This is a genomic window from Steroidobacter sp. (genome assembly GCF_036402275.1).
GTDB lineage: Bacteria > Pseudomonadota > Gammaproteobacteria > Steroidobacterales > Steroidobacteraceae > Steroidobacter.
On the sequence record NZ_DASWTF010000028.1, the window covers coordinates 77,522 to 92,979 of the forward strand.

Annotated in this window: 9 protein-coding genes and 1 pseudogene; 6 read left to right on the top strand and 4 right to left on the bottom strand. The window is 62.1% G+C overall.

The window, feature by feature from the left end:
• Positions 1–41 precede the first annotated feature (41 nt).
• Positions 42–1,352: a gluconate:H+ symporter gene (locus tag VGD45_RS13125; protein ID WP_331155764.1), complete on the bottom strand. Its 1,311-nt coding sequence runs from the start codon at positions 1,350–1,352 to the stop codon at positions 42–44.
• Positions 1,353–1,562: 210 nt separating this feature from the next.
• On the opposite strand from VGD45_RS13125, the gene VGD45_RS13130 reads away from it, so the two are divergent.
• Positions 1,563–2,474, top strand: a complete 912-nt coding sequence (locus VGD45_RS13130; RefSeq protein ID WP_331155765.1) for a polysaccharide deacetylase family protein — start codon at positions 1,563–1,565, stop codon at positions 2,472–2,474.
• 22 nt (positions 2,475–2,496) lie between these two features.
• Here the strand turns inward: VGD45_RS13130 and VGD45_RS13135 are convergent, their stop codons facing one another.
• Together VGD45_RS13135 and VGD45_RS13140 are read right to left on the bottom strand one after the other, a co-directional pair.
• The gene (locus tag VGD45_RS13135; protein WP_331155766.1) at positions 2,497–5,922 is read right to left on the bottom strand and encodes a hypothetical protein; all 3,426 of its coding nucleotides are present in this window, start codon (positions 5,920–5,922) and stop codon (positions 2,497–2,499) included.
• A gap of 136 nt (positions 5,923–6,058) precedes the next feature.
• A pseudogene (locus VGD45_RS13140) lies at positions 6,059–6,534 on the bottom strand (carboxymuconolactone decarboxylase family protein).
• Between the two features lie 212 nt (positions 6,535–6,746).
• Here VGD45_RS13140 and VGD45_RS13145 point away from each other — a divergent pair.
• Entirely contained in the window at positions 6,747–7,535 is a 789-nt protein-coding gene (locus VGD45_RS13145) for an alpha/beta hydrolase (RefSeq protein ID WP_331155768.1), read from the top strand.
• Positions 7,536–7,602: 67 nt separating this feature from the next.
• On the opposite strand, the gene VGD45_RS13150 is transcribed toward VGD45_RS13145, so the two are convergent.
• Positions 7,603–7,959 carry a UrcA family protein gene (locus VGD45_RS13150; RefSeq protein WP_331155769.1) on the bottom strand — a complete coding sequence of 119 codons (357 nt, stop codon included), beginning with the start codon at positions 7,957–7,959 and terminating at the stop codon, positions 7,603–7,605.
• Between the two features lie 308 nt (positions 7,960–8,267).
• On the opposite strand from VGD45_RS13150, the gene VGD45_RS13155 reads away from it, so the two are divergent.
• The 4 genes from VGD45_RS13155 (at position 8,268) to VGD45_RS13170 (ending at position 15,196) form a co-directional block, all read left to right on the top strand.
• Positions 8,268–10,121, top strand: a complete 1,854-nt coding sequence (locus tag VGD45_RS13155) for a winged helix-turn-helix domain-containing protein (RefSeq protein ID WP_331155770.1) — start codon at positions 8,268–8,270, stop codon at positions 10,119–10,121.
• A 254-nt stretch (positions 10,122–10,375) separates the two neighbouring features.
• Complete coding sequence (locus VGD45_RS13160; RefSeq protein WP_331155771.1) at positions 10,376–10,699, top strand: hypothetical protein; 324 nt, start codon at positions 10,376–10,378, stop codon at positions 10,697–10,699.
• Positions 10,700–11,068: 369 nt separating this feature from the next.
• Positions 11,069–13,279: a cytochrome-c peroxidase gene (locus tag VGD45_RS13165; RefSeq protein ID WP_331155772.1), complete on the top strand. Its 2,211-nt coding sequence runs from the start codon at positions 11,069–11,071 to the stop codon at positions 13,277–13,279.
• Between the two features lie 48 nt (positions 13,280–13,327).
• Positions 13,328–15,196, top strand: coding sequence for a hypothetical protein (locus VGD45_RS13170; protein WP_331155773.1), 1,869 nt, complete (start codon positions 13,328–13,330; stop codon positions 15,194–15,196).
• Positions 15,197–15,458 lie beyond the last annotated feature (262 nt).

The window sequence follows — 15,458 nt, forward strand, 5'->3', positions numbered from 1 at the left end:
ATGAGGCTCGGATGGAATACCGTAGACGATCATACCCCGGCTTACAGCCAGGCGCTGAACAACAGGATCAGGATCAGTCCGACCGTGCCGACGATGGTCTCCATCAACGACCAGGAGCGGAACGTGTCCTTCAGGCTCAGGTTGAAGTATTCCTTGCACATCCAGAAGCCGGAGTCGTTGATGTGCGAGCACATGAGGCTGCCCGCGCCGATCGCAAGCACCATCCAGTTCGGATCCACTCCGGTGGTCTGAACGAGCGGGCCCACGATGCCGGCGGCGGTGAGGCCAGCCACCGTCGCGGAACCCAGCGCGATGCGGATCACCAGCGCGACCAGCCAGCCCAACACCAGCGGATGGATGGGCAGGTTCGCCAGCAATGCGCCCAGATCGGTGTTCGCGCCGCTGTCCACGAAGATCTGCTTCAGAGCGCCGGCGCCGGCGATGATCAGCAGGATAGCGGCGATGTCGCGCACCGCTTCGCCATAACCGGTCATCAACTTGCGCAATGGCAGATTGCGTGCGAGGCCCAGCGTCCAGGTGCCGATGGCCAGCGACAGCAACAATCCGATCATCGGATCGCCGATGAATCTCACGACCGTGCGCGTCTGCTCGCTGAGGTCTGCATACGAAAGAGCCGTCGCGCTGGCGATGAGCGCGACCGGCAACAGCGCGCACGCGAAACTGTTGAAGATGCCCGGCAGATTGGCCTCGTTCATTTCTGTCGGCTTGAAAAAGTCGGGGAGGGTCACGACGACCTTGCGCAGTGACAGAGCGAATAGCGGCCCTGCGACCAGCAGCGTGGGCACGCCCACCAGCAAACCGTAGATCAGCGTCACGCCCATGTCGGCGCCGAACTGATTCACCAGCGCCGCGGGGGAAGGATGAGGCGGCAAAAATCCATGCGAGATCGACAGGCCCGCGAGCATGGGAACGCCCGCGTACAGCGCCGGCAGTTTCGAGCGGTAAACCACCGAGAAAATCAGCGGCACCATGAGCACGAAGCCGACGTTATAGAATAGCGGGATGCCGACGATGAAACCGGTCAGCGCCATGGCCATCGGGATCCGCCGCTCGCCGAACAGCCCGATCAGCGACTGAGAAATGCGCTCGGCCGCGCCGCTGTCCGCGATCAGCTTGCCGAACATCGCGCCGAGACAAATGATGATGGACAGCGGCCCGAGCATGTCGCCGATGCCGCGCTCGATGCTCTTGGGAATTTGTTCCAGCGGCATGCCCAGCATCAGCGCCGCGGCGATCGAGGAGATGATGAATGCCACGAAAGGCGGAACACGCCCGGCTGCGATCAGAAAAATGAGAAGGCCGACTGCCGCGGCGATGCTCAGCAGGGTCATGCCGCGTGCGCCCAGCGATACTGGTCCATGCTCGAGGTGGTCGACGGTGCTACGGCAGTCATAGGTACCCTGTTCCAGTGAGGGGCGATCCGTTCGAGCGCCGGATACTGACAACCCAAGGCGCATGTGGCAATACCACGATGACAGGGATGGTCAATCGGCGGAAAAGCGGCGAGACTTACGCGCGCGGTGTCCACGGAGTTCCGGCAAGTGATCCAACGGTTGTTTCTGTTTCTCGTGCTCGCCGCGATGGCGGCGTCGGCGGCTGGCGACGAAGCGCGTTCCATCGCCATCACCATCGACGATGCGCCCCTGCCGGACTCGAGTTACTTCGACGGTCGCACGCGGACCGCTAAATTGATCGACACGCTCGCCAAGGCTCGGGTCGAGCAGGTGATGTTCTTCTGTAATTCGGCGCGCATGGATGCCGCCGGCGCCGAACGCATCGAGGCATATGTCCAGGCAGGACATTTGCTCGCCAACCATTCGCATTCGCACGCGGATCTGCACAAGGTGGGCGTCGAGCCGTTCCTGGCCGATATTCGCACGGCGACCCAGATACTGGAGAAGTTCCCCAACTACCGTCGCTGGTTCCGGTTTCCGTATTTGCGCGAAGGGCTGACCGTCGACGTGCGCGATCGGATGCGCAGCGAGTTACGAAAGATGGATCATCGATCGGCCTATGTGACTGTCGATACCTACGACTGGCACATGGACCGGATGTTTCAAGCCGCCGTCGCCGCGGACAAGAAGATCGACTTCGATCGTCTGCGCACAGCCTATGTGGACCTGCTCACCGACAGCATCGAGTTCTACGACGGCGTCGCGCGCAGCGAGCTCGGACGCTCGCCCCGACACGTGTTGTTGATGCATGAAAACGATCTTGCCGCGCTCTATCTCGGCGACCTGGTCGCCAGGCTGCGCGGCAAGGGCTGGAAAATCATCGCTCCCGAGGAGGCGTTCGCCGATCCCATCGCAGCGGTGGAGCCCGACACGCTTCGCCTCGGTCAGGGCCGCATCATCGCCATGGCTACGGCGAAGGGATACGAAGGCCCGACGCGACGCTGGGAGGACGAAGCCGAACTGGAGCGAGAGTTCGCGCGTCGGGAAGTCTGGAAATAAACATCGGCGCGGTCGCCACGCGTTAGCGTGGCGCCGACTGAGCCTTTTTCTGGCCTTGCCCCTGCTTGCGCCACGCCAGGAACTGATTGTTCGGGGCGAGGGCAGTTTGCGCACTGGCGGCTTCCTGGACGGACACTCCGGTTAGAGTGACCGATTGCTTGTCGAGATACAGCGCCATGCCCAAGGCGCGCTCCTGATCGGCAGCCACGCGGGTGTAGCGATATTCTTTTGCATACGGCCACGCGTCCGCGGGAGCGACACGCTGGCGGATCTTGGCCCAGCGCACCAGGCGCTCGCGATAGGTCTCCACCTTCGTTTGTTTGTACAGCCGCTCGAGCACATCCGCGTAGACATAGTCGGGCGGCAGCGGCGCGTAACGATCGAAGGTCCAGCGATTCAGGGCGGCTTCGAAGTAACGCTCCGCTTCCGCAGGCTGCGAATTGACCGCGGCCAGAACGCCAAGCGCCAGCTGGTAGTTGAAGCTGCGGTCCACATAGGCGACGTTCTTCAGGTATGCCTCCAGCGCGGCGCTGTTCTTGACCGTCGCCGCCGTCAGCGCCAGGTAGGGCAGGAGGTACCGGACGTCTTCGCAACGGTGTCCATACATTTCGAACAAACGCGCGGCTTCGTCGAAGGCATTGAACGCCTCGGCCGACTGCCCGCGATGGAGAGCTTGATAGCCCTTCGCGAAATACACGAGGTGCGAGTCGATGTTTGTGCGACTACCTAAGCCGGTGTCCACGGTTCCCGCGTAACGCGACGGGCCGCAGATCGGGCGTTGGCCCCGATTGGCGACGGCCGGATCGCCGCGTCCGACGATCTTGCCCGCCTGGGCATCGATCTCGTACGGAGAAGGCGCCTTGAACGCATCCACCACCGCGGGTAGATCCTGCGGATCGCGGTCGATGATGCTTGCCGCCACAGCGGCAGGCGGCGCGTAAAAGAAGGTGCCGTCAGCCAGCACCCGGTTTTTCTCGAACAGCAACCAATCGAGCACCCGGCGATCGCTCCAGCCCAGCACCCGCACGCCACTGACGATCGAGGCAATCACGCGGCCGCCATTGCCGTCACGATAGACTTCGTCGTAGATGCGCCACGCTTCTTCCGGGCGCCCCAGCGCGAAGATCAGCTGAAAGTATTGATCGAGCGCATTCAGGTCGGAGTAGCGGCGGGCCTGTTGCATATAACGATTGGCGGCGCCATTGGGATCGCCGGCATCCAACGTCAGGATGGCGGCGGACGTGAGCGAGTAAGCGGAGCCGGTGTTGTATTTCGCCGAGCGCTGAAACATCGGCATGGCGTACTCGAACTGGCCGATGGGCCACCACAACCAGGCCAGGTCACCGGCCGTGTTCGACAACATCACTCGATTCTCGCCCGAGTCCTCCGCAAATCCGGGATACGTGCTCAACATTTGCGACGCCTCCTTGTGGCGTCCCTGCGCGACCAGGAGTTGGGCGTAGCCTTGATAAGGTCCGATACTCAGCGAACGTGTGTCGACGTACCGGCGCAGCACTTGCTCCGCGCTGCTGAAATCGAATCGACTCAGGAAATTCCCGGCGCGATCCTGTACCAGGTCCGGCGCGCCATCGAAGCGATTCTCGGTCGCTTGCCACAGCATCTTCTGTCGGTCCGCGAGGACTGGACGTTGCGCGACCCACGAGAATGTCGAGTACTCGGTGACCGCGTACTTCGCGAGAGCGTCGGCGTAGCGCTGCATGGCCTGGCGGTCTTCGCGAACGTTCGCGGGCACCCAGGTTCTGGAGATCGGCCAATCCCAGAAATATTCCGTGCGCACCGGATCCAGGATGGCGGCAATCTCAGGCGTGGAAGCGGCTTGCCGTTCGGTATATTCGAGCGCGCGACTCAGGCGATTCGAATGATGGAACGCATCGAGGGAATGACGTAGCGCATGCGTTTGCCACTGGGCCCGCTGCTGCCCGCGCCAACGCGCGTATTCGCGCCACGCCAGGCGTGCCCGGGCCGCGGTGAAATCGGGATGTCCGCGCAGTACGCCGTCGTATCGGGCGAGCTCGGCATTGGCATCATCGAGCGAGACGCGCGCATCCAATGTGACATAGATGTTCCCGAGCAGATCGGTGAGCACCTGTGCGTGATAGAGGTCCATCATCAGCCATCGCATCAGCGGTTCGATGCCACGAGCGGGAACATTCTGTGCGCGGACCAGAGTGTCGTACTGGCCGAACGCGATCTGTCCTAGCTCGAGCTCCGCGGCCGCGGGATCCTTTTTGAACTTTTCGATCACGCGTCGCACGGTCTCGACAGGGGCGGCTCCTGGATCAAAGAGGGCGGAGAAGCGCGAATACGCTTGAATGGTGGATTCCACGCCCCAGACACTGCCTTCGCCTTGGATTCGTGGGTACACGAGGTCGTGCCACTCAGTGTTTACCGGCACCAACTTCGAGAGCGATTCGACTTCTATTTCCGCATTGGCCGCGCCATAGGCGAGGCGGAGATCACGCAACTCGATCTGGGCGATCAAGCGCTGCACGGGATCTTTGATTCGCTGCGCATGCTGAGTCGCCGCGGGCAGGTTGCCGTTAAGCGCTTCTCGTAAGGCGTGCTCGGCGCTGTTGCGAGGCTCGCCAAGTGCGGCAAGAGCGGCAGGCCTGCGGCCAAGATGGAACAACGCGCGGGCGATCGCCAGTTGCTTGCCATCGGTGTTCGTGACGGTGTGCGCGAGACGTAACGTTTGGACCCACGCGCGCTCCTGTCCTGCCTCCGGAAAGCGAGGATATAGACTGGCTAGCAGCTGAGCGACGTGCAGGTTCTGCGCGGCGGGTCCTTTGGCGGCGATCACGCTCGCGAGCGTCGGAAGTGTCGTGACTGGAGCAACCGAGATCTTTGGGCTGGCGGCGGGCCGAGATTGCGCGCCGAGCATCGAGTCGATGTCGGCGAACAGTTTAGTGATGGTCTGATAGGGCGGGGTCTCGTCGCTCAGCGCGAGATTCGGCCAGTCGCGTTGCGACGTTTCTTTCCAAGTGCCGTCTTTGCTCAGCAGCTTGAGCTGGATCCGCAGCTTGCCCTGGCCGTCGTGGCCGGCGCTGCCGATGAGAATGTATCGGGCGCGCGCCTGGTCGCCGACGGCGAGAATGTCTTGCGTCGCTAATGTGCGGCTGCCTTCTCCCAACGCGCGGCCAAGCAGCACCGGGTCGGCGACCGTCAGCGCCGTCGTGGCGGAAATGTGGTCCGCCACGGTGGTGGCTAGCAATGTGCGCTCCGCCGGGTCCAGGCCATGGCCCTGCACCTGGAAGGGAACGACGAGCACATCGGCCGGTTGCTTCGCCAGCAACTCACCGAACCGTCGTTGTTCCTGCTGAACCCAGATGGAAGGGGAAACGTCGCCGGCGGCCGGCGCCGCTCCGGCCAGCGCCGCCAGCCACAACCCCATCGTCCAGGAAATCAACCCCGTCGATCGAACGCTCATGCGTGTGCCTGCCTGTCCGTGTTTCTTATGGCAAGTCGCACTCTAGTGAGCGGCCGGTCTCCGAAATAGGGCGTCTATCACATACTGAGCGGCCCGACGGGGGCAGCGAGAGCTTCCCGCTGACCCCCGCCAGTCATTATTTCAAGCCGGCCTTGTCCAGGCCGAACGCGGCGTCGGCGGAGCCCGGCACGGTCTTGAAGGCAATCGCCAGGCGATTGAACGAATTGATGGTCATATGGCGAAAGTGAGATCGGTGATTTCCTTTTCAGACAGCTGGCCGCGCACGCGCTCGTAAATGTCATCCGGCACGCCTTGCTCGGGGAGCTTGGTCACCACCTCGGTCCAGGCGAGGGCAGCACGCTCGCGGGGCGCGAACAGGGTGGACTCGCGCCACGCCGCGATGTGATAGAGGCGCAGCTCGCGCTCGCCGTGAATCTTCGCTTCCTTCACGTGCATGTCGAGACAGAAGCTGCAGCCGTTCAGCTGCGAAGCCCGGATGGACACCAGATCGCGAATCGGTTGCTCGATGGAGCTGCTCTTCAGGGTCTTGCCGATCTCGGCGAATTGCTTGAACAGCTCGGGAGACTGTTGCACATAGTTCACGCGTTGCATCTTGGATCGCTCCGGGGGTGAGTGGAGACGGCATCCTCGCAAGCGGCGACGCCCCGCTTCTTGAAGAACAACGAGCGCCTTTGAACGCGATTGAGGTGGATCCAGACTCCCGATCAAGTCTTCAGGACTCCCAGTGACTTTGCGAAGGGCGCGAACCACTACAGTGCTTCCCAGCCAAACGGCGCATCGCAAACCAACTCAAGGAGCAAACGATGAAGATCAAGAACCTCGCGGCCGCTCTCACTGCCGCTATCGCAATTTCAGGCGCGCAGGCCCAGGCCGCTGAACCGGCGCAATCGCCGACCGTCGTACTCGTCCACGGCGCCTTTGCCGATTCGTCTAGCTGGAACGGCGTGGCCGCGCGACTCAAAGCCGATGGCATAAACGTCGTCGCCGCCGCCAACCCACTGCGCGGCGTGGCGGAAGATGCTCGCTATGTGTCTAGCATCGTGGACGCCATCCCTGGCCCAGTCGTGCTGGTCGGTCATTCCTACGGCGGCTCGGTCATCAGCAACGTGACGGCTCGCGATCAGAAGGTGAAGGCGCTGGTTTATGTCGCCGCCTTCGCTCCCGAAGTCGGCGAGAGCGCCGCGCAGCTGGCCGGCAAGTTCCCCGGCGGAACCTTAGGCGGTGCGCTTGCCCCGCCGGTGCCGACGCCTGATGGAGGAAAAGATTTGTACATCGACCAGAACAAGTTCTGGAAACAGTTCGCGGCCGACGTTTCTGAATCCGACGCGCGTCTCATGGCCATCGGTCAGCGCCCGATCGCCGAGGCAGCGTTGAATGAAGCGAGCAAGCACGCGTTGTGGAAGCAGTTGCCGTCCTACTTCGTCTACGGCACCGCCGATAAAAACATTCCCGCCGCGGCTCTGGAATTCATGGCCAAGCGGGGCGGTTCACGCGATACCGTCGTCGTGAAGGACGCCTCACACGTGGTGATGACATCCCATCCCGCGCCGGTCGCGGAGCTGATTGAACGGGCGGTGGCTGGGAAGGAGTGATTGTTCGAGGAAGCTGGGGCGGATGACGCCGTTCGTCATCCGCCCGTTTTGCGATTGCATCGTCCGTTCAACCCAACGCCTGCCTGCTCTTCACACGGTGTAACGCGGTGAGCATCGGTCGGTTGATCTGACTGACTGCGTTATCGACCGCGCTCCGATAACACGTTCTCACCGCTTGCCCTTTCGCCAGTTCCATCGGCGCCTGATCGTCGAAAGAGCAAACAGATCTTGCTGCATGCTGGATGCGCGAATAGAGCAGTTCGAGACCCGAAGATTTAGAAATATCCAGATCGCTGTAGCTGACCTTGATGCTGGGAACGGCGATGACGGTTTCGATGCGATGGTCGGCCTGCGCCAGAAGCGAATGCCCGAGGAGCGTCGCGCCCACGGATAGAGCCAGAGCCGATTTGACGAGAGCGTGCATATGATTTCTCCTGGATGAAAACCCCATTTCCGCCGGCGGTATGGGCGACGGATTCGGGCCATAACTTGCAGCGCGCGCCGTGAAACCGCTTTGTAAACACGATGAAGGTTTGTGAATTCTCGGTCGCGACAAATGATATAAGGGAGCGTCGGTTGCTCCCGCTGCCGCGTGTCAAGTGGGCTAAGACCGTCAGAGAGCGCTGGCGCTCTTCAGAACAGGTTGATCACGAGTGACGCGGCGTTAGAATTCGCGTGGGTACGGACGCCAGGCTTTTCGAAGATTCCGAGCTCTTCCGATTCCGGTCCGTCATGGCGTCCGAACGCGTGGTCTACGAGTTTGGCGACTTTCGTCTCGACGCGGCGCAGCGGTTGCTGTTGCTCAAGAGCAGCGCTCGAGTCATGCCGCTGACCTCCCGGGCCTTCGACACGCTGCTGTATCTCGTGCAGCACCCCGGCGAGTTGCTCAACAAAGCCACGTTGATGAAGGCCATCTGGCCCCACGTGGTGGTCGAGGAAAATAGTCTCAACCAGAACATCTCCGTGCTGCGGCGGGTGCTCGGCGAACGGCCGGGCGAGTATCGCTATATCGTCACCGTGCCCGGTCGGGGTTATCGCTTCGTCGCGGAAGTGCGCCTAGTCGATGAATCCACGGAGGAATCGCGTAGCGTATCGCCAACGATCCCGGCGGCGCGGATCTCGATCGCCATTCTTCCTTTTTCGAATCTGACCGGCGATCCCGCCCGTGCCTATCTGGGAGAGACGCTCGCGGAGGAGTTGATCAACACGTCCGCACGCGTGCGCTGGTTGGAGGTGGCCTCGCGCACCTCGACCTTCGTGTACAAAGACAGAAATGTGGATGTGCGTCAGATCGCTCGCGATCTCGGCGTGGACGCGGTCCTGGAGGGGAGCATTCGTCGCGCCGGCGAGCGCATCCGGGTGACGGCGCAACTCGTGGATGGCCGCACCGGTCATCATCTCTGGTCCGAGAGTTACGAGCGCGGCGGCGACGGTCTATCCGGGGTCGAGGACGAGCTCACCGTGGCGATCGTCGACGCAGTCGTAGGTCATTTCACCATGGGAAGCGCGAGACGCAAGGCGCCGACGCAGGATCTCGAGGCTTATCACCTTTATCTTGAAGCGATGGCGCTGCGTGCTCAGCCGACCGAAGACAACCTCGAAACCGCCATTCAACTTCTCGATCTTGCTGTGACGCGCGACCCGAACTTCGCGCGCGCATGGTATGCGGGCTCGGAAGCGCGGGCGCATCGAGCGGCGGATGGCTGTCGCACACCCAATCTGCTGTGTGATGCAGAACGCGATGCTCGTCACGCGCTCACACTCGATCCGTCGATTTCCAGGGCGCATGGCGTGCTCGGGTTGATTAACGCATGTTATGGCCGATGGATCGAAGCGGAGGCGCTGCTGCGCAGGGCGTTGGCGCCCGTGGGTGGAAATCCCGACTCGCTTGCATTCCATGCGGTGTATGTCGCCCGTCAGGTTGGCCACGAGCGTCAGGCATTAGCGGAAATTCAACACGCGTATGCGCTGGCGCCCGCGTCGCCGCTGCTGGCGCTTCAGCTCGGTGCGCAAAAGTTGATCAACGGCGAGAGCACGGAAGCGGGCAAGTGGATCGACATCGCCGTCGCGAACGGCTATCCCAAAAGCCTCGCCGAAGTTCATGAAGTCCGTGCGCAGATCGCCACCTGCGACGGTCGTTTCAAAGAGGCCGCACGGGAACTGACCGAAACCTTGTCGCCCGCGTCGCGCGCCGCCGGAGGGTTCGAAGCGATCCATGCTTTCTTCCGGGCCAAGTCCGATGAGTCGCGCGGCGCTCGCGCGATCATGGCGCTGCAAGCGTGGGAGGAGAAACTGCAGCCGGAGGAACTGGATCTGTCCACGGCGCAACGGCTGATGGTCTGGTTCACGACGCTCGGCGCCATCGATATCGCACACGATGTGGCGCAACGCGCCGTCGAGCGCCTCGCGTCCTCGGGGATGATCGGCAGTGGGTGGGGCGCTTTGTGGCTGAAGGACATGGCCCCATTCCGCGATTCTTCGCGTTTCCAGCAACTGCTCTCACGGCTCGGATTGTTCGGCTACTGGCGGCAGTATGGGCCGCCGGACAACTGCGTGCTTCGTGGCGATCAATTACGTTGTTTGTAGTTGCGACCCGGCCGCGCCGCGCGGGAAAGTCGAGCGCGACGAGCGCATGCTCTAGCCGGGGGGCGGTGGTTCGGGCGGCTCGTGTGACAGCTCTTTGACGGCTTTCACAGTTATCGGGCAACGAGCTCTTGCGGATTTCAATAATTGTGAGGAAAGTAGCAGGCAGGAGGGCCCGCCGCGGACCATCCTGCACACTCAATAATTCGGATAACGAGCTGTCTCATTTGCGCCGAGCGCGCAGAAAAGGACGCACTATGCAAAAAACTCAGGGGGGCACGCGGCTGTTGACGGCCGTAGTGCTGGCATTCGCCGCCATGCTGCCAGGAATCTGCGCGGCTCAGACGCCCGCGGCCACCGATCTGGTCAAGCCGATGTCCGATCGGCAGTGCGACGAGTTCAATCACTCCTGGGTAGTGACCAGTCAACATACCTATCTCAGCGTCAAGGTGGTGGTGCGGTGGTCCGCCGTCGGCGCCAAGGAGATGCAGGAAGAGTTCATCCTGGCGCCGGGCGCGTCCCGCGCGCTCGGCTGCGCCTCGAAGGTGGAAGTCGTGTCCGCGGAGCTCATGCAGTTCTAGCCAGACCTGCATGGCTCACCTGATCGTTCTCCCGACCTCGTACTGGTTGCTCCAACCAGGATCGCCGAGGTCGCCGCGCTGAGTTAGCCGCCATCCGTCCCGTCCCGGGCCTTCTGCCCGAAATGTTTCTTCCCCGCCTCGCCTGCTGTATACAAATCGCTTCGACGCTTGCCGTAGTCGTTCGTTTTCGGTACTGAAGTACCATTGTGACGAACGACGGGGGCGTGGATTCTGCTTTCGGCTCGCTGTAGAGTGCCGCCTTCGACGACTTGACGAGGCAACGAGACGTTTGTTCTGGGGTTTGAATATCCGGCGATATTAGACAACAAATATTCACTTCGATAAAAACCAACTCGTGGAGAAATCAGCATGGATCGCTCGGCTGGCGTCATTTCTGCGCCGTCTTCCTCGACTATTTTTTTCCGGATTCTGCGGCACGCGTCGTTCGTATTGATCGGCGCGGGTGGCGTCGCTTTGCTCTGGTCGGCGGCGGTGACGGCGCAAACGAGCGGGAGCTCGCCTGGCGCTACTAAACCGATCAAGACGCCACAGCAGGCGCGGGCGCTCGGGCTGGATTCGCTGCGTCGGGCGGTGCGCCTCGACAAAGGTGTGCCGTTGCCGACGCAGCTCGATGAGTTCGTGAAGAATCGCAAGGCGGCCGTGCAGCTGGGCAAGGCCTTGTTTTGGGACATGCAAGTGGGCAGCGACGGCGTCATGGCGTGCGCCAGCTGTCACTATCACGCCGGCGCCGACAATCGCACCAGGAATCAATTCAATCCGGATCGGCTCACGATTCCGGACGAGCGCGTGGACGACGTGATCGGTTACTACTTCGGTCAACCTCTCCCGGATGTGAACTTCGAAACGCGGCAACCGAACGAGACGGTGACGCGTGAGGATTTTCCGCTCGTCAAATCCATCGAAGAATACTACCGCGCGCCGGACGGGCGAGTGCTTCCCGGCAATAACAACAGCAACGACATCATTTCTTCGATGGGCACGCTGTTTACGTTCTTCGAGGGCGTGCGGCCCGGCTCGCCCTTCGACGCTGGCGCCTTGATGACCGATCCGACGTGGCACGTCGGCGGGCGCAACGTCCGACGCGTCGAGCCGCGCAACGCCCCTTCGGTCATCAACGCTGTATTCAACCTGGCCAATTTCTGGGACGGCCGCGCCAATCCGCACTTCAATGGCGCGAGTGCGTTCGGCGCGCAGGATCTGGCTGCGAGGGTGTATGTGAACCGTCCCGGACAGGGCATGGTGAGCGAGACCATCGCACTCGACAACGCCAGCCTCGCTTCGCAGGCCATGGACGCGCCGGTGAGTTTCGTCGAGATGTCCTATGGCAACCCGGCGCAGCGCAACGGTCGCACCCTCGCCGAAATCGGCGTGAAGCTGCTGCGCTTTTCACCGGAAGGCAAGCGACTCGTTCCGCTCGGCTTGCAGAAGGTGCATCGTCTCGATTCCGTGCTGGGCTCGTTGTCGAACGCGCCGGCGCGTGGCTTGTCGACATCGTACGAAGCGCTGGTCAAGCGCGCGTTCCACGATCGCTACTGGAACTCGACGCAAATGATTCCGTTGTCGACGCCCAGTGTCCAGTCCTTCACTCAGATGGAGGCGAACTTCCCGTTGTTCTTCGGCCTTGCGATCGCACTGTACGAGTCGACGCTGGTCGCCGACATCACGCCGTTCGATCTGTGGATGGAGACGGGCATTTACAACTATGGCTTCGGCAAGAAGGAGCTCGCGGGGCTGAATCTGTTCGTCAACGAGGGCAAGTGTCTCGACTGTCACGCGGGCCCGGAGCTGACCAAGGCTTCGGTGCGACATACGCAAGGCGGCAAGACTGCGATCAGCGCGATGGCGCTGGGACAAGGAACGGCGGTGTATGACGCCGGCTTCTACAACATTGGCGTGACGCCGACCACGGATGATGTCGGTCGCGGCGGCAACGATCTGAATGGCTATCCCTTGGCCTACTCGCGCCAGGCGTTGTACGAGCGGCTGGAGTTGTTGCCGATGCGTTTCCCGATCATCGGCAATGATGGTCTGCCCGCAAAGGACGAGGATCTCGGCAGCGCCGTTTGTCAGGACGCCAATGCCAACGGCATCTGCGAGCCGAGCGACCCCATCGAGCCGGCATTCCAGCGCGTCGCGGTGGATGGCGCTTTCAAGACGCCGGGCCTGCGCAATGTCGAGCTCACCGGGCCTTACTTTCACAATGGCGGCGTCGCCACGCTGCGCCAGGTGGTGCAGTTCTATAACCGCGGCGGAAACTTCTGTCGCTTGAACGCCCGGGATCTGGACAAGAGCATTGTGCCGCTGGGTCTGAGCGCCGAGCAGGAGACTCAACTCGTGGCTTTCCTCACGTCGCTGACCGACTGGCGGGTCAAACATCGGATGGCGCCGTTCGATCATCCCGAACTGCGGCTTGCCGAAGACGGATTCGACACCACCGGCACGCGTCACATCGAAGCCGTGGGGGCGCTTGGATCGTGGCAGCCGTTGCAGCCGTTCCTGGAGCTGGATCCGAACGACGCGATCTTCACGCCGCTCGGAGAATGTACGCCGGCGCAATAGCGAAGGACCAGGAGCCGGACCGCTCACACGCAAAGGAGATGCACGCAGATGGAATCGCGCGAAAGCTGTTCAGTGCGGGACAGTGTGGGCCAGGAGCGTGGAGCGGGCTGGCTCAAGGCCGATGACGAGCTGATCTTTCCGAAGCACAAGCGCGTCTTCGTGCAATACATGACGGGCGAGGGCGGCGGCACGGAGCTGCGTCTTTACTACGGCGACAAGGAAATTTCGTTCGACGAGCCGGAGTTATTCGAGTTCGGCGAAGGACTGGCGAAGCAGCCGCGCTTCATTGCTGGCGCGGCGACAACGTGGGGCCCGCATTACGAATGGCCTCGCATCCAGGAGCTGCTCGAACAGCTCGTCGAGGAGGGCGTGCTGCGGCATGCGACTTCTGAAGATGAGCTGGACTTGCCCCCATCACGCGAGCTGTCGCGACCCTCGCCACTGCCTCCTGCGCCATGCGCAGTCCCGCGCACCTGGCTCGAAGCTGAAACTCTCATTCCAGAGCTGACCGGCCGCGCTCTGGAGCTTGGATATCTCGAGCTGGTGCTGCCGCTGTATCGCATTCCGCACGTGGCCATGGATGCGGAAGGACGTCAGGTCGGCGAGGGCAATGTGTTTCCAAAGGCATTGCGTGTGGAGGTGCCGACGGAGTGGCGCGCCTGTCCGCACGCCGGCAGTCGCTACCAACATGAGCTGCCGATGAACGTATCGGCGCTGAAGTCCATGCGAGCGCATTGGAAACAGATGATGGTGGCATTGCTGCGTGTCCGTGAAGTGTATCTGCAGAAGTTTCCACACGCTCGACACGGATGGACTGTGGGAGACCTGCATTGCCTGTCGGCATTGGTGTTGTCGATACCTTCTTATCTCATGCTGCGTACTCGAGATCGGGTTGAGAACGGCCAGCTGCATCCGGTGCTCTCATCGATGTACCGCGTCACCGACGGCGTCCGGATGGTCATGCATCACATGTTGTTCTCGGAAGACCTCGAGCCGACGCTGCCGTTGCATGCGCCGATGACGAGCGCCGAGCTCTACGCGTACGCGGAGCGCAATAACATTTTCATCTCGGACCACGGCGTCTGCGCCGGCCCGCGGGCCATGATCGAAGAGTTTCTGCGAGTGATCATGGATGGGCAGGCCATCGAAGACGCCGCATCGGTGGTTCTCCCGGAGCCCGTCGAAGCGGCGCTGGGCGATATCGACAAAGTCTTTGAATACGTTTTGCATGGGCTGCAGGCGTACTCGGTGGTGTTCTCGCGGTGGCCGGCGATGACTCGGACCTACGAGCAGCTCGTGCCCATCGTTGCGGAATGGACCGGACCCACTGCGGATGGGGTACGGCCGTTCCAGGCGAGACTCGAGCGCAGTCTCGTATTCCTGCGCACGCTCACGCGGCAGAACACCGAGGAGCGGCGGCTCAAGCGCGAGCAGGTCTATACCGAGATGTATGCGCGGTCGGCAAATGCGCTGCATACAGCGGGATCGTCGTTTCATCAGGAGACGCTCGAGGACCGCATTGCCGCCGTTCCAGTCGGGAACGATGTTGAGGTCGGTGCTCGTCTGGAAACGTTGTTGAAGGAACGTTTTCTCGGCATCGAAGGCGCCGATGACGCCGCGATCGCACGTATGACCGCCGTGCTGATGGACTATTTTCGCCGGGAGCAGGCGATCGTCCGCGCCAGCGACGAGATTCAGCAGCACATCAATCGATTGCTCGGCCGCGAGCGGCCGTCGCGAGCGCTCACCGGTTCGGATCTCGCTATTCATTATCGATTGCTCGAATCCGTGTACACGGCGGAGCACCTCGCGAGCGCAGGTGGCCGCTTGCCTTATCTGGTGGATGAGCTCGAGGACCAGTTGCAGCTGCGCATCGTCGTCACCGGCGAAGCGATCGACATTTCGCCGCGAATCTAGCCGCGGCGCTCACGGAATATGGCCAACGTGGGGTTGGCCGGATCTACGTGCGATGGGCACGGATGATGACAGGAGAGAGACCATGAAAGTCAAAACCACGGTGCGTGCGGGCGCGATCATCGCTCCGCCTCCGGGCGGCGGCCGTTGCGGCGCCTGATCCGGATTTTCTAACCGGCCGGCATGGGGCTGGCCAATCCACGTGCGATGGGCACGGACTGCCATGACAGGAGACGACCATGAAGGTCAAGACTCAAGTGCGCGC

What these genes read in the sequence shown, in the direction of transcription:
- VGD45_RS13170 (WP_331155773.1), top strand. Translation starts at nt 13,328, where the DNA reads ATGGAATCGCGCGAAAGCTGTTCAGTGCGGGACAGTGTGGGCCAGGAG.
- VGD45_RS13135 (WP_331155766.1), bottom strand. Translation starts at nt 5,922, where the DNA reads ATGAGCGTTCGATCGACGGGGTTGATTTCCTGGACGATGGGGTTGTGG.
- VGD45_RS13150 (WP_331155769.1), bottom strand. Translation starts at nt 7,959, where the DNA reads ATGCACGCTCTCGTCAAATCGGCTCTGGCTCTATCCGTGGGCGCGACG.
- VGD45_RS13160 (WP_331155771.1), top strand. Translation starts at nt 10,376, where the DNA reads ATGCAAAAAACTCAGGGGGGCACGCGGCTGTTGACGGCCGTAGTGCTG.
- VGD45_RS13165 (WP_331155772.1), top strand. Translation starts at nt 11,069, where the DNA reads ATGGATCGCTCGGCTGGCGTCATTTCTGCGCCGTCTTCCTCGACTATT.
- VGD45_RS13145 (WP_331155768.1), top strand. Translation starts at nt 6,747, where the DNA reads ATGAAGATCAAGAACCTCGCGGCCGCTCTCACTGCCGCTATCGCAATT.
- VGD45_RS13155 (WP_331155770.1), top strand. Translation starts at nt 8,268, where the DNA reads ATGGCGTCCGAACGCGTGGTCTACGAGTTTGGCGACTTTCGTCTCGAC.
- VGD45_RS13125 (WP_331155764.1), bottom strand. Translation starts at nt 1,352, where the DNA reads ATGACCCTGCTGAGCATCGCCGCGGCAGTCGGCCTTCTCATTTTTCTG.